Origin of the sequence: Bacillus sp. FSL K6-2944 (genome assembly GCF_038005385.1) — a bacterium.
In the GTDB taxonomy this organism is placed as follows: domain Bacteria; phylum Bacillota; class Bacilli; order Bacillales; family Bacillaceae_G; genus Bacillus_A; species Bacillus_A cereus.
This window is the reverse complement of record NZ_JBBOTE010000001.1, coordinates 3,658,733-3,680,000: the sequence shown is the minus strand read 5'-3', so window position 1 is coordinate 3,680,000 and position 21,268 is coordinate 3,658,733. Positions and strand designations below refer to the sequence as shown.

Genomic DNA, 21,268 nt, shown 5'->3' with positions numbered 1-21,268 from the left:
GAGTTACGATCCCGTGCGAGGTTAAGCTGAAGAGGCGGAGCCGCAGCGAAAGCGAGTCTGAATAGGGCGTTTAGTACGTGGTCGTAGACCCGAAACCAGGTGATCTACCCATGTCCAGGGTGAAGTTCAGGTAACACTGAATGGAGGCCCGAACCCACGCACGTTGAAAAGTGCGGGGATGAGGTGTGGGTAGCGGAGAAATTCCAATCGAACCTGGAGATAGCTGGTTCTCCCCGAAATAGCTTTAGGGCTAGCCTTAAGTGTAAGAGTCTTGGAGGTAGAGCACTGATTGGACTAGGGGTCCTCATCGGATTACCGAATTCAGTCAAACTCCGAATGCCAATGACTTATCCTTAGGAGTCAGACTGCGAGTGATAAGATCCGTAGTCAAAAGGGAAACAGCCCAGACCGCCAGCTAAGGTCCCAAAGTGTGTATTAAGTGGAAAAGGATGTGGAGTTGCTTAGACAACTAGGATGTTGGCTTAGAAGCAGCCACCATTTAAAGAGTGCGTAATAGCTCACTAGTCGAGTGACTCTGCGCCGAAAATGTACCGGGGCTAAATACACCACCGAAGCTGCGGATTGATACCAATGGTATCAGTGGTAGGGGAGCGTTCTAAGGACAGTGAAGTCAGACCGGAAGGACTGGTGGAGTGCTTAGAAGTGAGAATGCCGGTATGAGTAGCGAAAGACGGGTGAGAATCCCGTCCACCGAATGCCTAAGGTTTCCTGAGGAAGGCTCGTCCGCTCAGGGTTAGTCAGGACCTAAGCCGAGGCCGACAGGCGTAGGCGATGGACAACAGGTTGATATTCCTGTACCACCTCTTTATCGTTTGAGCAATGGAGGGACGCAGAAGGATAGAAGAAGCGTGCGATTGGTTGTGCACGTCCAAGCAGTTAGGCTGATAAGTAGGCAAATCCGCTTATCGTAAAGGCTGAGCTGTGATGGGGAAGCTCCTTATGGAGCGAAGTCTTTGATTCCCCGCTGCCAAGAAAAGCTTCTAGCGAGATAAAAGGTGCCTGTACCGCAAACCGACACAGGTAGGCGAGGAGAGAATCCTAAGGTGTGCGAGAGAACTCTGGTTAAGGAACTCGGCAAAATGACCCCGTAACTTCGGGAGAAGGGGTGCTTTCTTAACGGAAAGCCGCAGTGAATAGGCCCAAGCGACTGTTTAGCAAAAACACAGCTCTCTGCGAAGCCGTAAGGCGAAGTATAGGGGGTGACACCTGCCCGGTGCTGGAAGGTTAAGGAGAGGGGTTAGCGTAAGCGAAGCTCTGAACTGAAGCCCCAGTAAACGGCGGCCGTAACTATAACGGTCCTAAGGTAGCGAAATTCCTTGTCGGGTAAGTTCCGACCCGCACGAAAGGTGTAACGATTTGGGCACTGTCTCAACCAGAGACTCGGTGAAATTATAGTACCTGTGAAGATGCAGGTTACCCGCGACAGGACGGAAAGACCCCGTGGAGCTTTACTGTAGCCTGATATTGAATTTTGGTACAGTTTGTACAGGATAGGCGGGAGCCATTGAAACCGGAGCGCTAGCTTCGGTGGAGGCGCTGGTGGGATACCGCCCTGACTGTATTGAAATTCTAACCTACGGGTCTTATCGACCCGGGAGACAGTGTCAGGTGGGCAGTTTGACTGGGGCGGTCGCCTCCTAAAGTGTAACGGAGGCGCCCAAAGGTTCCCTCAGAATGGTTGGAAATCATTCGTAGAGTGCAAAGGCATAAGGGAGCTTGACTGCGAGACCTACAAGTCGAGCAGGGACGAAAGTCGGGCTTAGTGATCCGGTGGTTCCGCATGGAAGGGCCATCGCTCAACGGATAAAAGCTACCCCGGGGATAACAGGCTTATCTCCCCCAAGAGTCCACATCGACGGGGAGGTTTGGCACCTCGATGTCGGCTCATCGCATCCTGGGGCTGTAGTCGGTCCCAAGGGTTGGGCTGTTCGCCCATTAAAGCGGTACGCGAGCTGGGTTCAGAACGTCGTGAGACAGTTCGGTCCCTATCCGTCGTGGGCGTAGGAAATTTGAGAGGAGCTGTCCTTAGTACGAGAGGACCGGGATGGACGCACCGCTGGTGTACCAGTTGTTCTGCCAAGGGCATAGCTGGGTAGCTATGTGCGGAAGGGATAAGTGCTGAAAGCATCTAAGCATGAAGCCCCCCTCAAGATGAGATTTCCCATAGCGTAAGCTAGTAAGATCCCTGAAAGATGATCAGGTTGATAGGTTCGAGGTGGAAGCATGGTGACATGTGGAGCTGACGAATACTAATAGATCGAGGACTTAACCATATAATATGAAGCAATGTTATCTAGTTTTGAAAGAATATAAAAAACTTGTTGACTTTAAAAAGTAAATGAGTTATAATAATTCTTGTCTTAAATGAATATAGTCTGGTAATGATGGCAGAGAGGTCACACCCGTTCCCATACCGAACACGGAAGTTAAGCTCTCTAGCGCCGATGGTAGTTGGGACCTTGTCCCTGTGAGAGTAGGACGTTGCCAGGCAAATGGAGGATTAGCTCAGCTGGGAGAGCACCTGCCTTACAAGCAGGGGGTCGGCGGTTCGATCCCGTCATCCTCCACCATTTAGCCGACTTAGCTCAATTGGTAGAGCAACTGACTTGTAATCAGTAGGTTGGGGGTTCAAGTCCTCTAGTCGGCACCAGAAATCATGGCGGTTGTGGCGAAGTGGTTAACGCACCGGATTGTGGCTCCGGCATTCGTGGGTTCGATTCCCATCAGTCGCCCCATTTTTCTTAAATAAATTAATATGCGGGTGTGGCGGAATTGGCAGACGCACCAGACTTAGGATCTGGCGCCTTTGGCGTGGGGGTTCGACTCCCTTCACCCGCACTTTTAATTAAATAACTCATACATGTCTTGCGGAAGTAGTTCAGTGGTAGAATACAACCTTGCCAAGGTTGGGGTCGCGGGTTCGAATCCCGTCTTCCGCTCCAATTTTCAATATGACATGCCGGGGTGGCGGAACAGGCAGACGCACAGGACTTAAAATCCTGCGGTGGGTGACCACCGTGCGGGTTCGACCCCCGCCCTCGGCACCATATGCGCCCGTAGCTCAATTGGATAGAGCGTTTGACTACGGATCAAGAGGTTAGGGGTTCGACTCCTCTCGGGCGCGCTTTTATTAACGGGAAGTGGCTCAGCTTGGTAGAGCACCTGGTTTGGGACCAGGGGGTCGCAGGTTCAAATCCTGTCTTCCCGATATTCCTAAAAAACATGGGGCCTTAGCTCAGCTGGGAGAGCGCCTGCCTTGCACGCAGGAGGTCAGCGGTTCGATCCCGCTAGGCTCCACTTATATTAATATCATTTATGGCGGTGTAGCTCAGCTGGCTAGAGCGTACGGTTCATACCCGTGAGGTCGGGGGTTCGATCCCCTCCGCCGCTACCATAAAGGACCTTTAGCTCAGCTGGTTAGAGCAGACGGCTCATAACCGTCCGGTCGTAGGTTCGAGTCCTACAAGGTCCACCATTAGACGTATATATCTCGGAGGTATACCCAAGTTCGGCTGAAGGGATCGGTCTTGAAAACCGACAGGCGGCGAGAGTCGCGCGGGGGTTCGAATCCCTCTACCTCCTCCATTTTTTCTAAGGTAAATATTTTATCATCGCGGGGTGGAGCAGCACGGTAGCTCGTCGGGCTCATAACCCGAAGGTCGCAGGTTCAAATCCTGTCCCCGCAACCAAATGGTCCCGTGGTGTAGTGGTTAACATGCCTGCCTGTCACGCAGGAGATCGCCGGTTCGACCCCGGTCGGGACCGCCATTTTTACATAAAGGCTCGGTAGCTCAGTCGGTAGAGCAGAGGACTGAAAATCCTCGTGTCGGCGGTTCGATTCCGTCCCGAGCCACCATTTTGAAGTCGCAAGCCGACTTAGCTCAATTGGTAGAGCAACTGACTTGTAATCAGTAGGTTGGGGGTTCAAGTCCTCTAGTCGGCACCACTTTCAAAATGAGCCATTAGCTCAGTTGGTAGAGCATCTGACTTTTAATCAGAGGGTCGAAGGTTCGAGTCCTTCATGGCTCACCATTTACAATTTAATGCGGGTGTAGTTTAGTGGTAAAACAAGAGCCTTCCAAGCTCTGGTCGAGAGTTCGATTCTCTTCACCCGCTTTTCAATTATGGGCCTATAGCTCAGCTGGTTAGAGCGCACGCCTGATAAGCGTGAGGTCGATGGTTCGAGTCCATTTAGGCCCACCATAATTGTTCCGCAGTAGCTCAGTGGTAGAGCTATCGGCTGTTAACCGATCGGTCGTAGGTTCGAGTCCTACCTGCGGAGCCATATTTATAGAGAAGTACCCAAGTGGCTCAAGGGGCTCCCCTGCTAAGGGAGTAGATCGCGAACGCGGTGCGAGGGTTCGAATCCCTTCTTCTCTGCCAGAACTGGCCCGTTGGTCAAGTGGTTAAGACACCGCCCTTTCACGGCGGTAACACGGGTTCGAATCCCGTACGGGTCATACTAAAAGAGATAGCATAATCTGCTATCTCTTTTTTGTTGTATAAAAATGGACTTTGGATAGTCTGCTTTTTTATGCAATAGAAGAAATATGAAGTATTCGCTGTTGCAGTTGGGTACATAGAGAGCCGTAAATACAATCATGTTAATTATTTGGACCTGTATGAATATGAAGGAATTAACTTCAACTTGAACTTTTACCCCAGCTGTATGGCTGTAGCCTCCTACACTTGGAGAAACCGATGAAAATGCATCTGGGAGCTACTGTGGAAAATAAATAATATATAGAAGAAGCTGCTTTCTCTCAATAGCTGTGATCTACTGAAGACAGCTTTTTTATGTTGTCAGTATTGTCGGTAAGTCGATATATTGCAAAAATCGCTGATATAATTTCACTTACCGACAAAAACCACAGGAAAATCCCTTTCACAATCTAAAGAAAACGCCTCCATTGAAATGGATTCCACACCTATTCCAATAACTTTACACTCTATGTGAAAAAGTTCACAAATAGGTCATAATTTGTGAAGTAATTCACAATAATACGTGCTACAATATGAATGTAAAGAAGTTAAACAACATTAAATTAGTATTTTAATTAATTACTTAAACAATCATAAAAAAATATATGTGAACAATAGAGAGGGGAAATTACCATGAAAAAAGGTATCAATCGTGTAGTATTAGTAGGAACAGGAGCTGTAGGTTGTAGTTACGCTTACTCAATGATCAACCAAGGTGTAGCTGAAGAATTCGTATTAGTAGATGTTAATGAAGCAAAAGCAGAAGGGGAAGCAATGGACTTAAGCCATGCGGTACCATTCTCTCCATCACCAACAAAAGTTTGGAGCGGTAGCTATGCAGATTGTAAAGATGCAGATTTAGTAGTTATCACTGCTGGATTACCACAAAAGCCAGGTGAAACTCGTTTAGACTTAGTTGAGAAAAATACAAAGATCTTTAAACAAATCGTTCGCGGTATTATGGATAGCGGATTCGATGGAATCTTCTTAATCGCAACTAACCCAGTTGACATTTTAACTTACGTAACTTGGAAAGAATCTGGTTTACCAAAAGAGCGCGTAATTGGTTCTGGTACTACTTTAGACTCTGCTCGTTTCCGTTACATGTTAGGTGACTACTTAGATGTAGATCCACGTAACGTTCATGCTTACATCGTTGGTGAACACGGTGATACTGAACTTCCAGTATGGAGCCACGCTACTATCGGTGTACAAAAACTAGAAACAATCTTAGCTAACAACGAACAGTACAAACAAGAAGACTTAGATAAAATCTTCGAAAATGTACGTGATGCAGCTTACCATATCATCGAGCGTAAAGGTGCAACTTACTACGGAATCGGTATGTCACTACTTCGTGTAACTAAAGCAATCTTAAACAACGAGAACAGCGTATTAACTGTATCTGCATACCTTGAAGGCCAATACGGTGAGAAAGATGCTTACGTAGGTGTTCCAGCTGTAATTAACCGCGAAGGTGTACGTGAAATCGTAGAGCTTGAGTTAAATGAAGAAGAAAAAGCGAAGTTCGCTCATTCTGTAAAAGTATTAAAAGAAACAATGGCACCAGTACTATAATAATTGCTAAATCATTCAGGGGCGGGACACTGCTTCCTACCTCTGAATTCATATAATTTAATATAAATTCCTTTTCCGGTTTCCCTTGTATATCCCCAATATACCCCTTTTGCTGGATCAGGGTCGTTTATAGAAAAGAGCACCCTACTTTAAGTAGAGTGCTCTTTATTATTATTTTTTAGGCGTTAATCCTAATTTCTTTAAAATATCTGCCAGTGTACCGCTTTTTGATTTTTCAACAGGTGTTTGTGATTTAGATGCATCTGGACCTTTTTTCAAGAAGTTCTTTTCAACGAAGCGAATATCTTTTTCGTCGACAATACCATCTTTGTTAAGGTCGCCGTCTTTCACAGATAGTCCTTTTTTATTATAGTTGCTAGCGATAATTTCAGCATCTTTTATATCAATTACTTTATCGCCATTTACATCACCTGCAAGGTTTTCATCAAGGCGTGCATAATAATATTGGCCAAGTAGCTTGCCGTCTTTTTCAGTACCTAGTTTCGTAGTTAGGCGGCTTGTTAAATGGCCTGGTACTTCTACATATAAGTTGTAGTCGCGTTTATTAACAGGAAGTCCATTTAATTTGAAGTATCCGTATTTATCTAGTGAGCCTTCAAACTTATGACGGTAAGAATCAGTCGCATATACTTTTACGCCAAGCTTTGTATAATCTAACTTTTCATCTAAATATCCACGTTCATTTAAGAATGCACCAGGTTTAATATTTCCTTCTACTAGTGAGTTTAAGGACATTACTGAGAATGATTGATCTTGAAGGACACGCATTCTATTTGGCTCTGTTTCTCCTGGTTTCCAGTATACAAACACTGGTGACTCTAATTGAGCAGTTGCTTCATAAAACTCATCGTTTTCTACTTTGAACGTTACATCAATGAACGGGAAATCACCATCTAATCCAGCGAAGTTTTTGTCATCGATAGCACCGCCAACTGTAACAGAGCCTGCTTCTAGCTTCGGTTCATTTACTTTTGCTGTTACCCCTTTTTCAGAAAGAAGTTTTTCAAAGGCAGGATTCAATTTCGCATTTGCAAATTTGAAGTTCTTCTCTAGGAAGTTTACATTAAATTGCCCAGCAACAAATTGTTTTACGTGTTTCGCGTTTAGTGTTACTGTGAACTCGTCATTTTTATATAATTCTTTTTTATCGTAACTAGTTTTTGCATATTGAGCACCTTGCGGGATAAACCAGTAGTTATTTACACCGTTTGGATAGTCAGGACCTGCAGTTGCATAATCGAAAATATATACGCCTGTGTTCATTGGACCTTCCGTTCTGAAGGAGTCAGGTGTAATGCCAACTTTAAAGTCGCCATTTGCATTAATCGGTAAAAACTTATGCAAGTATGGAGAATAGTCATAGTACATAACGCCATTCGCTTCTTGCGTAATGTTTAATCCTTTTCCTTTTAAGTAATCAACGTTTGAATCGTATACATTTCCTTTAATCCATAGTGCTTTTTTGCCATCTTCTACTGTATAATTTTCTTCATTTAACTCGTAAATACCAGGTTTTAATCCAGTTAATTTCACTTCTGGTGGTGTATTATCAATTACAACATAATCACCTTTTACACGTGCTTTCCCAGCCTTATCATAACCGACAAACTCAATTGTGTAGTCTCCTTCTGGTAAGTTGATTTTCTCATCACCGATTGGTTTTGCAGGATCATTTGTAAAAGGATACACTTTTCCATTAAAGAATGAATCTAAGTAGTAATACACATCAGTTTTTAGGCCACTCGTGTTTAATGTTCCAATGAAGCCAAGAGCTTTATTTGTTTTGGAATCTTTTACGATAAGATCTAACGTTTCAAGTTCGCTGTTTAATTGGAATGCTCCGTGAACATACGATTCACCGTATGGATTGAATTTAGATGTATCAGTTGAAATTGCTTTTCTTGATAGTATTGCATTTTCAATACCAGGCTCTGATACACGAATAGAGAATGGGATTTGATATGTTTCTTCTTTATTTTTTGTGTTCGTAATATGAATGTACCCTTCATATCGGCCTTGTTTCACACCGGCTGGAACATTAATTTTTGCTTCAATTTCACCTGTTTTGCCAGCATCAAGAGTAATTGTTTCTGGAGCAGAGATTTTTACACCGTTTGCGACAGCATCGTTAATAGTAGACGATGCTGGTGTATAAGAAATTTCTGTTTTAAATTCTTTTTTCTCTTGTTTATTATGATTAGTTACTTTTATATTTCGTTTTTGTTCAAGAGCTTCACCGTCTTTTTGATAAAACTTACCGAATGCAATAGATCCAGTTTCTTCGGGTGCTTCAATTACTTCATCATTTACAACAGTTTGTGTCGTATCTAATACTTTAAAGCTTGTTTCTGTACGAACGGCGTTGTAAGCATCTACTCGCCCAGCTCCAACTTCATATACGGAATATTTTTCTTTTAAATCATTAGCTGTGTTCATAAGAGACGCTTTTACATCGAACGGAGAGTAGTCTGGGTGTTCTTGTAAAATTAGAGCAGCAACGCCAGCGATATGAGGGGAAGCCATAGATGTTCCTTGCATACGCTCATAGGAAACAGCGTAGTTTTCACCCTCTTGCGGGTCGTTAATATATTCAGGAACTGTTGAAAGGATAGCGACACCAGGCGCTGTAATATCAGGCTTAATATCATCATTTGCTGTAACAGGACCGCGTGAGCTAAAGTCTGCAAGATGATCGCCTTCTGTTTGAATGTAATTAATTTCATCGAGAGTTAAGGAGGTGCTACCTTGTTCGATTTGAGCTTTTAGTTTTTCACCGTCTTCTTTCGTTAGGCGGAATGCTGGAATGTATTTTGTACTTTCGCCAACGTAGAAAGGAATTTCTCCATCCACATTGTTATAAATAATAACGGCTTTTGCACCTGCTTGTTTTGCATTAGCAATTTTTTCATCAAATGACAGTGTACCGCGTGCAACGAGAGCGATTTTTCCTTTTACATCTTTTTTACTAAACTCGTCAGGCGTACCAATTCCTACAGATTCAATAGGTAAAGTTTGTCCCTTGAAATCTTCTATTTTATCAGTGAAGTTTTTGCCGAATAGAATTAGGTTAGGAAATTGTAATTGTCCAGCATGACCTGATAGTTTCGGTAAGGAAATAGAGCTATCACTTGCTCCAACCGTAATTGCAAATGGCGAAGCACCTGGTGATCCGAGTGTTGATGGATTTGGTCCAGAGTTACCAGCAGCAACGACTGTAACAACGCCTGAAAGCATTGCATTATTAACAGCGATAGATGTTGGATCGAGTGGATTGTTGCTATCATCACCTAACGATAAGTTAATAACATTCATACCGTCAGAAATAGATTTATCAATTGCAGCGATAATACCTGAACTATCTCCACTTCCGTATGGGCCGAGTACACGATAGTTATACAGTTCAATGCCAGGTGCAACACCTTTTACTGCTGAATCAGATTGGTTCTTCTTTTGTGCAGAAACGATACCTGCTACGTGAGTGCCGTGGGCTGTGTAGAAGGAAGAACCACGGCTATCAAATTCAGGAGCACCAGATTGTTGCCATTCTGAATAAGTAGTTTCCATTGGATCTGCATCGTTATTAATAAAGTCCCAACCCTTTACTGAGTTTGGGTCTACTTTGCTAGAGTCCTCACCAGGTTTCGCGCGATAGCCTTTATATACGTCTTTTAAGTCAGGATGATTGTAATCAATACCTGTATCTAATACACCAACTTTAATTCCTTTTCCGGTAATGCCCTCACTATGTAACTTATCTACTCCAATTTGCGGGATGCTATCTGTTAGTTTTTGAGGTGCTTTTTGCTCAGCTTGTTTTGGTAAATTTAATTTCACTTCGTAATCTTTCCAAATGCGTTTTACAACGCCAATCCGTAACAATTCTTCTACTGTATTTGCTGGTAATGTCATCGCAACACCATTTATCGCATGCTTATAAGAACGTTTAATTTGTACAGACTGGAAGTTTCCTGATTTTACTGATGGGCTGAATTGATAAAGACGTTTTAGTCCTTTTTCGAATTCTTCATGTTCTTGATCAATACGTGCTTTTATATTTTCAGGAGCAGACTGTAATCCTTTTTCTTTTTGTTTTAATTCATTAATCTTTACTGGAGCAGTTTGAAATTCTACGATGATATTTACAGGCTCAGAACTACTCGTATTAATATCTGGTGAAATTGTAAAACCAGGGTTGGCATCTACCGTTTGTAATGCCAGGCGTTGTTCTTTAGAAAGCTTAGATAATATAGAATGAGCATTTGAAGATTCAATTTGGTTAATAGGATTTTCAGCAAGTACATTGAACGGAATAGCAGTTGAAAACAAAACGCCAGCTGTTACAATTCCGGTAACAAAACGATTTTTCTTTTTCATTTATAGGCCTCCGGTAATTTATATTTTTAAAAATTATTTCTCCACGCCAGCTGTTTGCTCAGCATGGAATGTCCAGTTTAGCTGCAGGGAATCACCTTGAAATTTATTTTGATCTCGGTCGTTATCTTCAAATGAGAAGAGGACGTGTAAGTAATCTGTTTCACCAGATTTAATACCATCTATTAAGTTATGACGTTCTAGAGACGTAGCGACATCTTCAGGTTTCATAGTTTTTAATTGTGATAGTTTTGTTTCCCACACAATCTCATGATCATCGTTTGGATTAGATGGCTGTCCATCATTTACTAGAAACTTGACGATAATGTGATCACCTAAATCTTCACCGTCATTATTTTGCTTTGCATCTGTAACTTCATATGATGTTTCAAGTGCTACTTTTGCGATATCCAATGTACCTTTATTTTCAAGCTTGAAGTTCCTTTCAATAAAATCACCTGGTTTTAAATCTTTCACATTAACGATTACACTTGGATTAATAGAAAGATCTAGTGTTCCAGCTTGAAATGAGTTACTTGATGTTTCTGAATCACTGAAATAGGCGAATACACCGCCGAATGTAAGGGATAAGCCAAGTGAAGCGGTGATAATTCCCATTCCTACTTTTTGTTTTAATGACATAAGAAAGCCTCCTAGTTAAATTTGTATAGCAACCGTTCGCAACAAGGATAAATAAGTAAACATAGTAGTCCGCTATGAATTATAGTTACGAAAGATCAGAGTTCTTTATTGAGAACAAGTATATGCTTATGAATTTCGCGTTTCAATAAAAATATGACAAAAAATGTTGAGAAACATTTTTTTATTACAGATTATTTTGTTTTGATTTTGAGTGGAAAATAGCATGAAAAATAGTATAAACCTAATAAAATAAAGGTTGAGAAAAAAATAATAGGAGGAAATATAGAAGTAGAATGAAGCGTTTACAATGAATATTCGTCAAAATTCGATATTTTACACGGAAATGTGAAGAAAAACTAACATTTTTAAGAAAAAAACGAATGTTTTTTATAAATTAACAAGGATATTGCAGTTTTTCGCAGAAATAGTTAAAGTATAAAAAATTCTGTCATCTAAGTGAGATAATATGAAGCGACCTCCTAGATTATCAAGTCAGGGATTTTAACCCATAATAATGAATGAAAACATTATGAATGGGGTTATACCCTATGATAATAGGAGGCCACTATGGAAAATATAATCTATATTGGGATGGATGTCCACAAGGAAAGTTTTAGCTTATGTGCACTACACGGAACAACTGGGGAAATTGTAAGAGAAGCACGATGTGCTTCAAATGTATCTCTCGTAAAAAAATTCGTTGAGAAACTGAAAACAAAATATGGTGAAGATATAAAAATTAAAGCTGGATATGAGGCTGGTTGTTTAGGGTATTCACTTCATAATCTTCTTGAACAAAATGGAATTGATTGTGATATTTTAGCTCCCACAACAATGTACAGTTCATCAAAAAATAAAATGGTTAAAAATGATAAATTCGATGCCAAAATGATTGCTCTTAATTTAGCAAATGGCACCTATAAAGAAGTATATGTTCCAGAAGAAGAGGATGTTGCCGTGAAAGAGTATATCCGCATGTTAGGTGATTTTAAAACATCTTTGAAAAAAATAAAACAACAGATAAAAGCATTCCTTTTAAGGCATGGCTATGTGTATGAAGGGAAATCAAGCTGGACAATCGCTTATATGAAATGGTTAAAGAATCTTGATCTACAAGGATTATTCAAAGAAACGTTAGGCGAATACCTATTACAGTATGATGTTCTAGTCGATAAAATTGAGCGGTTCAGTCTGAGATTAGAAGAATTATCTCATCGTGAAAGGTACGAAGAACCAATCGCAAATTTAAGATGCTTAAAAGGTATAGATACAACATCGGCAATGACTGTTCATGTGGAAATTGCAGACTTCACTCGTTTTCCCACGGCTAAAGCATTTATGGCTTATGTAGGATTGACACCAAGCGAAAGCTCAAGTGGAGAAAAAATCAGTCGACGTTCGATTACAAAACAAGGAAATTCGACCGTTAGGTCTACTCTTGTAGAATGTGCAAATGCGTTGGTAAAAGGAACAATCGGATTAAAATCGAAGCGAGTGAAAGCAAGACAAAAAGGGCAACGAAGCGAAGTGATTGCTTATGCGGATCAGGCTGTAGAAAGGTTACAAAGAAAATATTATCGCATGATATATCAAGGGAAACCTAGAAATGTTGCCGTTACAGCTATCGCAAGAGAACTGGGGTGTTTTATATGGGGATTAGAAACAGGTAAAATTCACCGAAAATAAAGAGGGAAGGATATGAAGTTGATTGATTCATTCATAGTTAGAAACCAAAGGTATCAATTGATGGCATAGATGAGCTTCAGAGATAGTGAATTACAGGTCTGGCTATCTATGACTCACCTCTTCTGGCATGGCTGAAATTCTGATAAACAAGCTATTTATTAGAATTTGAAAAGGTGTGATCCACGCAGTGAGATTATAAGAGCCTAACGACGAACCATTAACCTGAGGTAACCAATCCACGAATAACAGAGTGGTTAACTGTCGATAGATCTTATTTCTGAAGCTTTTGTATGCCATCAAGAAAAATATTATGGGTGAAAAACTATTGACAAAGGTCACTTCATAACAGGTGAGCATATTGAATGTAATAAATTGTGAAGAAGTGAAACGAGATGAGTTTCATACAGAAAAGTACTATGAAAGTTATAACATCTTTGGCGCGCATGTTGTGACGGAAGATGAGATTCAAGGGGTACGATTTACAGTGTGGGCTCCTCATGCGAAAGCAATGAGTGTTGTTGGGGATTTTAATGAGTGGGATTATGAGCAACATAAGATGCTACAAGTGACAGAAGAAGGCATTTGGTCCTTATTTATACCGCATATTGAAGAAGGAGAAATATATAAATATGCGATTGAAACGTTGGCTGGTGACGTCATTTTAAAGGCAGATCCGTATGCTGTATATGCAGAAGTAAGACCGAATACGGCATCTGTAGTTTTTGATATAAAAGGATATGAATGGAATGATAAAAACTGGAATCGTAAGAAAAAGAAAAAATCGATTTATAAAGAAGCGATGACAGTTTATGAATTACATTTTGGTTCTTGGAAAAAGAAAGAAGATGGAACGCTGTACTCTTACAGGGAAATGGTTGAAGAGCTCATCCCGTATGTGGTGGAACATCAATTTACACATATTGAAATTATGCCGCTTGTTGAGCATCCATATGATCGTTCTTGGGGATACCAAGGAACGGGATATTATGCAGCGACGAGTAGATTTGGTACGCCGCATGATTTAATGCATTTTGTCGACGAATGTCATAAATATGGAATCGGTGTCATTTTAGATTGGGTGCCGGGGCATTTTTGTAAAGATGCTCACGGTTTATATTTGTTTGATGGTACACCGACCTATGAATATAAAGATAAAGATGTACAAGAAAATCCAGTATGGGGAACTGTCAATTTTGATTTAGGAAAGAGAGAGGTACGTAATTTCTTAATTTCAAATGCGTTATTTTGGATGAGATATTTCCATATTGATGGTTTCAGAGTTGATGCAGTTGCGAACATGTTGTACTGGAATAAAGAAGGACAAGAGCAAAGTAATGAGCATGCTGTTTCATTTTTAAGGGAGTTAAATGAAGCGGTGTTTGCAGAGGATGAAGATTTTCTTATGACGGCAGAAGATTCAACAGCTTGGCCACTTGTAACAACTCCAACGTATGAAGGTGGGCTTGGATTCAATTACAAATGGAACATGGGCTGGATGAATGACGTGCTGAAATATATGGAGTGTGCGCCTGAATATAGGAAACACATTCATGAGAAAATGACGTTTTCTTTACTATATGCGTACTCTGAAAACTTCATATTACCGCTTTCTCATGATGAAGTCGTTCATGGGAAAAAGTCGTTATTAAATAAAATGCCAGGTGATTACTGGGATAAGTTTGCTCAACTTCGTTTATTATATGGATATTTCTTTACTCACCCAGGAAAGAAGTTACTTTTCATGGGAGGAGAATTCGGACAGTTTGATGAGTGGAAAGACCTTGAAGATTTAGATTGGAATTTACATGATTTTGAAATGCATCGTTATATGCATGATTACTTTAATGAGCTCATAGCATTGTATAAGCGCTCAAAACCACTTTGGCAGCTTGACCATTCACCTGAAGGTTTTCAGTGGATTGATGCTAATAATAATGAGCAAAGTATTTTCTCTTTTATCCGCCAAGGGGATAAACAAGAAGATGCGTTAGTTGTCGTATGTAATTTTACGAAAGCTACATATGAAAACTATAAAGTAGGTGTACTAGATTTCGAGTATTATAACGAGATTTTAAACAGTGATGCACAGCAATATGGCGGTTCGGGGCAAGTGAATAAGAAACGTCTTAAGACAATTCTAGAACCGTACCATAATCAAGCAGCACATGTAGAGATTACAATTCCACCATTTGGCGTATCCATATTACGACCAGTGAAGACGAGAAAGGGGAGCAAAAAACAAGATGGCTCAAAAACAAAAGTGCGTAGCAATGTTACTAGCAGGGGGAAAAGGTAGTCGATTAAGTGCATTAACAAAAAATTTAGCCAAGCCAGCTGTTCCATTTGGTGGTAAATATCGCATTATTGATTTTACGCTAAGTAACTGCGCAAATTCTGGTATTGAAACGGTTGGGATTTTAACGCAATATCAACCACTAGAACTTCATAATTATATCGGAATCGGCAATGCATGGGATTTAGACCGAGTAAGCGGTGGAGTCACAGTATTACCTCCTTATGCGGAGTCTTCAGGTGTGAAGTGGTACACAGGTACGGCAAGTGCCATTTATCAAAACTTAAACTATTTAAGTCAATATGAACCAGAGTATGTTCTTATTTTATCAGGCGACCATATTTATAAAATGGATTACAGTAAGATGCTAGATTACCATATTGAGAAAGAATCGGACGTATCCATTTCTGTTATTGAAGTACCTTGGGATGAAGCGAGTCGCTTTGGCATTATGAATACAAATGAAGAAATGGAGATTGTTGAGTTTGAAGAGAAACCACAATTTCCAAGAAGTAATCTTGCATCAATGGGAATCTATATTTTTAATTGGTCAATTTTGAAAGAGTATTTAGAGATGGATGCAAGAAACCCTGAATCTAGTAACGATTTCGGAAAAGACGTACTTCCGCTTTTATTGGATGAAGGGAAGAAGTTAATGGCGTATCCGTTTGAAGGATATTGGAAAGATGTTGGAACGGTGAAGAGCTTATGGGAAGCGAATATGGATTTGCTTCGCGATGAAACATCACTGAATTTAAACGATCGTAATTGGCGTATTTACTCTGTCAATCCAAACGAACCGCCTCAATATATTGCTGAAAAGGCGAAAGTAGAAGAATCGCTTATTAACGAAGGATGCGTCATTGAAGGGGACGTGAAGCATTCTGTGTTATTCCAAGGAGTGACGGTGGAAGAAGGAAGTATGGTGATTGATTCTGTTGTTATGCCAGGGGCTAAGATTGGTAAAAATGTTGTGATTGAAAGAGCGATTGTTGGATCAGAAATGGTTATCGAAGATGGAACAATCATTCGTCCAGAAAAGAATGTTGACGATGTAGTATTAATTGCTGAAGGGAAATAGAAAAGGGGGATGAAATGAATGGGAGAAAAAATGTTAGGAATTATTAATGCAACGGGAAGTTTTCCTTCCTTAAAGAAAGTAACAGGGCATCGTTCACTAGCGGCGTTACCGTTTGGGGGCCGTTATCGACTCATTGATTTCATGCTTTCAAATATGGTGAATTCTAGTATTCATAGTGTGGCAGTTTTTACAAGCCATAAAAATCGTTCGTTAATGGACCATGTTGGTTCAGGAAAACAGTGGGATTTAGATAGAAAACGAGACGGACTATTTTTATTCCCGCCAAACTGCCAATGTGACCAAGATGAATTTGGGTCTTTTGCACACTTTAGAAGACATATTGATTATTTTCTAAGAAGCAGAGAAGAGTACGTTGTTATTACGAATAGCCATCTCGTAACAGCATTAAATTTTCAAGCGGTGTTAGAGCGACATATACATACGGCAGCTGATATTACAGAAGTTTGCCATGAAGGGGTTTCGCTTCAAACATACGTGTTAAAGAAACAATTATTGTTAGACTTATTTGAGTCATATAAAGGTGTGGAACAATACAGTTTATTTGATGTAGTGAGAGAAAAGCGCGGGAAATCATTACACATTGCTACATATGAACATACTGGATATGTAGCAATTATTGACTCGATTGAAAGTTACTATAAACATAGCTTAGAAATTTTGCAACCTGCTATTTGGAAGCAATTATTTAAGAAAGAAGCACCGATCTTTACGAAAGTAAAAGATGAGCCACCAACTCGTTATTTAAAGGGTGCAGTCGTGAAAAATACAATGATTGCAAATGGCAGTATTATTGAAGGGGAAGTCGAAAACAGTGTTGTTTCCCGTTCGGTTAAAATTGGAAAAGGTTCAATTATTCGTAACAGTATTATTATGCAAAAGAGCCAAATTGGAGATAACTGTATAATAGACGGTGTTATTATTGATAAAGACGTGAAAATTGGCGACGGTGTCGTATTAAAAGGAAGCGCCGATGAGCCGTATGTTGTAGAAAAAGGAAGCGTACAAAACAGTACGATTAATAGTTATTCCTAAAGAATCAGTGGGGGCTTTTTCCTCCACTGATTAAAGTTTTAATTTAAATGAAAACTCGAAGGGAGGAAGCTGCAAGAGGAGTAATAAAAACTTTTCGCGCAGTGGGACAACAAGTGAATATTTTATTTGCAGTATCAGAATGTGTACCGTTTGTGAAATCGGGAGGATTAGCTGATGTAGCGGGTGCGCTCCCAAAAGAGCTAAAAAAATTAGGAGTGGACGTTCGTATTATACTTCCGAATTATAGTCTCATTCCGCAAAAGTTAAGAGATGGATGTACGTTACATAAAGTAATTAACGTCCCTCTTGGGTGGAGAAATCAATATTGTGGAATTTTAAAAGGTGAGCAAGACGGAATTACGTATTACTTAATAGATAATGAATATTATTTTAAGAGAGATTCTCTGTATGGTCATTATGATGACGGAGAGCGTTTTTCTTATTTCTCAAAAGCAGTGTTAGAGTGTATTCCGCACCTTGATTTTGAAGTGGATGTTCTTCATAGCCATGATTGGCATACGGCTATGGTTAATTTCTTACTTCGTGAAAAGTATCAAGATAACCCGTTATATGAGCGTATTAAAACGGTATATACAATTCATAACTTGCAGTTCCAAGGAGTATTTCCTCCTGAAGTGATGTACGACTTGTTAGAGCTTGGTGATGAATATTTTCATAGTGAGCAGCTAGAGTTTTATGGAAACGTAAACTTTATGAAAGGCGGTATTATTGCTTCGGATCAAATTACAGCGGTGAGCCCGACGTATAAGGAAGAAATTCAATATGAATTTTTCGGTGAGAAGTTAGATGGATTACTGCGAAAATATAATGATAAGCTTAGCGGCATTGTAAATGGTATTGATACGAGCGTATATAATCCAGAAACGGATTCGTATATTAAGGCCCAGTATGATGCAGATTCATTATATGAAAAGAGTGAAAATAAACGCGCCTTGCAGCGTTATTTTGGTTTGCCAGAAAAAGAGGATACACCAATTATTTCAATGGTAACGAGATTAACGAAGCAAAAAGGTCTTGATTTAGTACGTACTGTATTCCGCGAAATAATGGAAGAAGATGTACAATGTATTATTTTAGGTTCAGGTGATTCGGAATATGAGCAATTCTTTGAGTGGATGGCATATGAGTATCCGGAGAAGGTAAAAGTTTATATCGGATTTAATGAAGAATTAGCTCACCAAGTGTATGCGGGAAGCGATTTGTTTTTAATGCCATCGCTGTTTGAACCGTGTGGACTTGGACAACTTATCGCATTAGCATACGGTACGATTCCAATTGTAAGAGAAACAGGTGGGTTAAACGATACGGTACATTCTTATGATGAAGAAACTGGAGAAGGAAATGGTTTCAGTTTCACGAATTTTAATGCACATGACATGCTGCATACGATTCATCGTGCAATTGAATTCTATCATGATAAACCAGTGTGGGAGCAGCTTGTAAAACAAGCGATGACTGAAGATTATAGCTGGGAGCAATCGGCTCTTGCTTATAAGGAATTGTATAAAAGTCTCATGGAATAACATGTAGGTGGTGAAAAAATGTTTACTCATGTTGAAAGTTTTAAATCAACTTTTCTAGAAAAGTTAGAGACGATGTATGGTAAAAGTTTTAAAGATTCTACAACTCGTGATCAATATAATACACTCGGCCATATGGTACGTGAGTATATGAATAGTCAATGGATTGCAACGAACGAGAGTTATCGATCCGGAGAGCAAAAGCAAATGTATTACTTGTCTATTGAGTTTTTGCTTGGACGTTTGCTTGGAAGTAACATCTTGAATTTAGGTATTCGAGATGTATGCGAGCAGGGGTTATCTGAACTAGGGATTTCGTTACAAGAGTTAGAAGAAGTGGAAGCAGATGCAGGCCTTGGTAATGGTGGGCTTGGACGCTTAGCAGCCTGTTTTCTCGATTCACTCGCATCTTTAAACTTACCAGGACATGGCTGTGGAATTCGTTATAAACATGGTTTGTTTGATCAGAAAATTGTTGATGGTTATCAAGTTGAATTTCCAGAACAGTGGCTTCTTCATGAAAACGTATGGGAAGTAAGAAGGTATGATCAAGCTGTAGAAGTAAGTTATTTCGGCAGTGTTGAACCGCTAGAAATTGACGGGCGTTTAGAGTTTAGGCATACAAATGCAGAAGTCATTATGGCCGTGCCATATGATGTGCCGGTAGTTGGCTATGAGACGAGTACTGTAAATACACTTAGACTTTGGAATGCTGAACCAGTTCCTTTCCCGCAAAACTGCAAAGATATTTTGAAATATAAGCGTGAAACAGAGGCTGTATCGGAGTTTTTATATCCAGATGATACGCATGATGAGGGAAAAATACTTCGTTTAAAACAACAGTATTTCCTCGTATCAGCAAGTTTGCAAAATATCGTTCGAATGTATAGAGAAAGATATGGTGACCTTCGTCAACTACATGAAAAAATTGCGATCCACATTAACGATACACATCCGGTTTTAGCAATTCCGGAACTGATGCGTATTTTACTAGACGAAGAAAAGTTAGCATGGGAAGAAGCTTGGCACATAACGACGCAGACGATTTCTTATACGAATCATACGACGTTATCAGAAGCGCTCGAAAAGTGGCCAATTCACATTTTTAAACCGTTATTACCGAGAATTTATATGATTATTGAAGAGATTAATGAACGTTTCTGTCATGAACTGTGGGAACAGTATCCATATGAGTGGGATCGTATTGAAGCAATGGCGATTATTGCACATGACCTTGTGAAAATGGCTCATTTAGCGATTGTCGGTAGCCATAGCGTAAACGGTGTAGCAAAAATTCATACGGAAATATTAAAGCAGCGGGAAATGCGATTGTTTTATGAATTTTATCCAGATAAGTTTAATAATAAGACGAATGGAATTGCTCATAGGCGCTGGCTTATGAAAGCAAATCCACAGTTAACAAATCTCATTTCAGAGGCGATTGGAACGGAGTGGAAGAAAGAACCGATTAAGCTTCAAGAGCTACAATTAGTTCAATATGATGCGAGTTTCCAAGAGAAATTTGCAGAGGTAAAACAAGAGCGTAAAGAGATTTTAGCGGAGCGTATTCATAATACAATGGGGATTACCATTGATCCAAATTCTATTTTTGATGTGCAAGTGAAAAGATTACATGCTTATAAACGACAATTATTAAATGTTCTTCATATTTTATATTTGTATAACCGTTTGAAAGAGGATGCTAGTTTTACATTTTATCCGCGTACTTTTATTTTTGGAGCGAAAGCATCACCTGGCTATTATTACGCGAAAAAAATTATTAAATTAATAAATGAACTCGCAAGAAAAGTAAATAATGACCCGTATGTCAGTCAATATATGAAAGTTATCTTTCTAGAAAACTATCGAGTTTCTTTAGCTGAAGATATATTCCCAGCAGCGGATGTAAGTGAACAAATTTCAACGGCGAGTAAAGAAGCATCGGGAACAGGTAATATGAAATTTATGATGAATGGTGCGATTACACTCGGAACGCTAGACGGTGCTAACGTTGAAATAAAAGACCGGGTCGGTGAGGATAACTGTTTTATTTTCGGTTTAACAGCGGAAGAGGTTCTTCATTACTATCAAAATGGTGGATATCGTGCAAGTGATTATTATCACCACAATAGGCACATTAAAAAAGTAGTTGATCAATTAACAAATGGTTTCTTTGCACAATCGGGAGCTGAATTTGAAGCGATTTACGATTCTCTCGTTATTCAAAACGATGAATATTTCGTTCTGCGAGATTTTGGTCCGTATGCTGAAAGACAAGAAGCTGTTGGTAGAGCTTATGAGAACCGAACGAAGTGGCTAGAAATGTCTATTTTAAATATTGCACAGTCTGGTCATTTTGCGAGCGATCGAACGATTTTGCAGTACAGTAATGAAATTTGGGGTATCGGTAATGCAGTTAAACAGTTTTAAAGAGGTTGCTATATTGGGAGATATATTATCGATTTACCAACAAAAATGGATATTAATAAATAAAGCGAG

General features: G+C 39.9%; 9 protein-coding genes, 22 tRNA genes and 2 rRNA genes (1 of these 33 only partly in view). 31 read left to right on the top strand and 2 right to left on the bottom strand.

Annotated elements, in window-relative coordinates; genetic code table 11:
* From MHH55_RS18865 to MHH55_RS18745, 25 genes are all read left to right on the top strand, one after another.
* A 23S ribosomal RNA gene (locus MHH55_RS18865) occupies positions 1-2,294 on the top strand; it begins 628 nt to the left of the window's first position.
* Between the two features lie 101 nt (positions 2,295-2,395).
* Positions 2,396-2,511, top strand: a 5S ribosomal RNA gene (gene rrf, locus MHH55_RS18860).
* A gap of 4 nt (positions 2,512-2,515) precedes the next feature.
* Positions 2,516-2,591 (top strand) — tRNA-Val (locus MHH55_RS18855).
* A 4-nt stretch (positions 2,592-2,595) separates the two neighbouring features.
* Positions 2,596-2,671 (top strand) — tRNA-Thr (locus tag MHH55_RS18850).
* A 9-nt stretch (positions 2,672-2,680) separates the two neighbouring features.
* A tRNA-His gene (locus MHH55_RS18845) sits at positions 2,681-2,756 on the top strand.
* A 22-nt stretch (positions 2,757-2,778) separates the two neighbouring features.
* Positions 2,779-2,859, top strand: a tRNA-Leu gene (locus MHH55_RS18840).
* 29 nt (positions 2,860-2,888) lie between these two features.
* Positions 2,889-2,963 (top strand) — tRNA-Gly (locus MHH55_RS18835).
* A 16-nt stretch (positions 2,964-2,979) separates the two neighbouring features.
* Positions 2,980-3,068 (top strand) — tRNA-Leu (locus MHH55_RS18830).
* Positions 3,069-3,071: 3 nt separating this feature from the next.
* Positions 3,072-3,145, top strand: a tRNA-Arg gene (locus MHH55_RS18825).
* Positions 3,146-3,155: 10 nt separating this feature from the next.
* Positions 3,156-3,229 (top strand) — tRNA-Pro (locus tag MHH55_RS18820).
* A gap of 16 nt (positions 3,230-3,245) precedes the next feature.
* A tRNA-Ala gene (locus tag MHH55_RS18815) sits at positions 3,246-3,318 on the top strand.
* 20 nt (positions 3,319-3,338) lie between these two features.
* A tRNA-Met gene (locus MHH55_RS18810) sits at positions 3,339-3,415 on the top strand.
* A 4-nt stretch (positions 3,416-3,419) separates the two neighbouring features.
* A tRNA-Ile gene (locus tag MHH55_RS18805) sits at positions 3,420-3,496 on the top strand.
* 17 nt (positions 3,497-3,513) lie between these two features.
* Positions 3,514-3,606: transfer RNA gene (locus MHH55_RS18800), tRNA-Ser, on the top strand.
* A 27-nt stretch (positions 3,607-3,633) separates the two neighbouring features.
* Positions 3,634-3,710: transfer RNA gene (locus tag MHH55_RS18795), tRNA-Met, on the top strand.
* Positions 3,711-3,713: 3 nt separating this feature from the next.
* Positions 3,714-3,789, top strand: a tRNA-Asp gene (locus MHH55_RS18790).
* 12 nt (positions 3,790-3,801) lie between these two features.
* Positions 3,802-3,877 (top strand) — tRNA-Phe (locus MHH55_RS18785).
* Between the two features lie 14 nt (positions 3,878-3,891).
* Positions 3,892-3,967: transfer RNA gene (locus MHH55_RS18780), tRNA-Thr, on the top strand.
* Between the two features lie 10 nt (positions 3,968-3,977).
* Positions 3,978-4,053, top strand: a tRNA-Lys gene (locus MHH55_RS18775).
* Between the two features lie 13 nt (positions 4,054-4,066).
* A tRNA-Gly gene (locus MHH55_RS18770) sits at positions 4,067-4,137 on the top strand.
* Between the two features lie 10 nt (positions 4,138-4,147).
* Positions 4,148-4,224: transfer RNA gene (locus MHH55_RS18765), tRNA-Ile, on the top strand.
* A 7-nt stretch (positions 4,225-4,231) separates the two neighbouring features.
* Positions 4,232-4,306 (top strand) — tRNA-Asn (locus MHH55_RS18760).
* 7 nt (positions 4,307-4,313) lie between these two features.
* A tRNA-Ser gene (locus MHH55_RS18755) sits at positions 4,314-4,404 on the top strand.
* A 5-nt stretch (positions 4,405-4,409) separates the two neighbouring features.
* Positions 4,410-4,481, top strand: a tRNA-Glu gene (locus tag MHH55_RS18750).
* Between the two features lie 655 nt (positions 4,482-5,136).
* Complete coding sequence (locus tag MHH55_RS18745; protein WP_000715339.1) at positions 5,137-6,081, top strand: L-lactate dehydrogenase; 945 nt, start codon at positions 5,137-5,139, stop codon at positions 6,079-6,081.
* A 171-nt stretch (positions 6,082-6,252) separates the two neighbouring features.
* Here the strand turns inward: MHH55_RS18745 and MHH55_RS18740 are convergent, their stop codons facing one another.
* Both MHH55_RS18740 and MHH55_RS18735 read right to left on the bottom strand, forming a co-directional pair.
* Positions 6,253-10,476: a S8 family serine peptidase gene (locus MHH55_RS18740; RefSeq protein WP_078187657.1), complete on the bottom strand. Its 4,224-nt coding sequence runs from the start codon at positions 10,474-10,476 to the stop codon at positions 6,253-6,255.
* 33 nt (positions 10,477-10,509) lie between these two features.
* On the bottom strand, positions 10,510-11,115 hold the full coding sequence (locus tag MHH55_RS18735) for a CalY family protein (RefSeq protein ID WP_000053927.1): 606 nt from the start codon (positions 11,113-11,115) through the stop codon (positions 10,510-10,512).
* Between the two features lie 567 nt (positions 11,116-11,682).
* On the opposite strand from MHH55_RS18735, the gene MHH55_RS18730 reads away from it, so the two are divergent.
* The 6 genes from MHH55_RS18730 to glgP all read left to right on the top strand — a co-directional run bounded on the left by MHH55_RS18730 (position 11,683) and on the right by glgP (position 21,199).
* Positions 11,683-12,801 carry an IS110 family transposase gene (locus MHH55_RS18730; RefSeq protein ID WP_340880263.1) on the top strand — a complete coding sequence of 373 codons (1,119 nt, stop codon included), beginning with the start codon at positions 11,683-11,685 and terminating at the stop codon, positions 12,799-12,801.
* Positions 12,802-13,159: 358 nt separating this feature from the next.
* Entirely contained in the window at positions 13,160-15,097 is a 1,938-nt protein-coding gene (gene glgB / locus MHH55_RS18725; RefSeq protein ID WP_078187036.1) for a 1,4-alpha-glucan branching protein GlgB, read from the top strand.
* Complete coding sequence (gene glgC / locus MHH55_RS18720) at positions 15,045-16,175, top strand: glucose-1-phosphate adenylyltransferase (RefSeq protein WP_000057619.1); 1,131 nt, start codon at positions 15,045-15,047, stop codon at positions 16,173-16,175. The genes glgB and glgC overlap by 53 nt, the downstream gene beginning before the upstream one ends.
* 18 nt (positions 16,176-16,193) lie before the next feature.
* Positions 16,194-17,228 (top strand): glucose-1-phosphate adenylyltransferase subunit GlgD, encoded by a 1,035-nt coding sequence (glgD, locus tag MHH55_RS18715; protein WP_000504168.1) that lies wholly within the window; start codon positions 16,194-16,196, stop codon positions 17,226-17,228.
* A 113-nt stretch (positions 17,229-17,341) separates the two neighbouring features.
* Positions 17,342-18,772: a glycogen synthase GlgA gene (glgA, locus tag MHH55_RS18710; protein WP_033666648.1), complete on the top strand. Its 1,431-nt coding sequence runs from the start codon at positions 17,342-17,344 to the stop codon at positions 18,770-18,772.
* Between the two features lie 18 nt (positions 18,773-18,790).
* Positions 18,791-21,199: a glycogen phosphorylase gene (gene glgP / locus MHH55_RS18705; RefSeq protein WP_078187035.1), complete on the top strand. Its 2,409-nt coding sequence runs from the start codon at positions 18,791-18,793 to the stop codon at positions 21,197-21,199.
* Positions 21,200-21,268: the final 69 nt, after the last annotated feature.

Coding starts and splice junctions, on each gene's coding strand:
- MHH55_RS18745 (WP_000715339.1), top strand. CDS start 5,137: ATGAAAAAAGGTATCAATCGTGTAGTATTAGTAGGAACAGGAGCTGTA.
- MHH55_RS18740 (WP_078187657.1), bottom strand. CDS start 10,476: ATGAAAAAGAAAAATCGTTTTGTTACCGGAATTGTAACAGCTGGCGTT.
- MHH55_RS18735 (WP_000053927.1), bottom strand. CDS start 11,115: ATGTCATTAAAACAAAAAGTAGGAATGGGAATTATCACCGCTTCACTT.
- MHH55_RS18730 (WP_340880263.1), top strand. CDS start 11,683: ATGGAAAATATAATCTATATTGGGATGGATGTCCACAAGGAAAGTTTT.
- glgC (WP_000057619.1), top strand. CDS start 15,045: ATGGCTCAAAAACAAAAGTGCGTAGCAATGTTACTAGCAGGGGGAAAA.
- glgD (WP_000504168.1), top strand. CDS start 16,194: ATGGGAGAAAAAATGTTAGGAATTATTAATGCAACGGGAAGTTTTCCT.
- glgP (WP_078187035.1), top strand. CDS start 18,791: ATGTTTACTCATGTTGAAAGTTTTAAATCAACTTTTCTAGAAAAGTTA.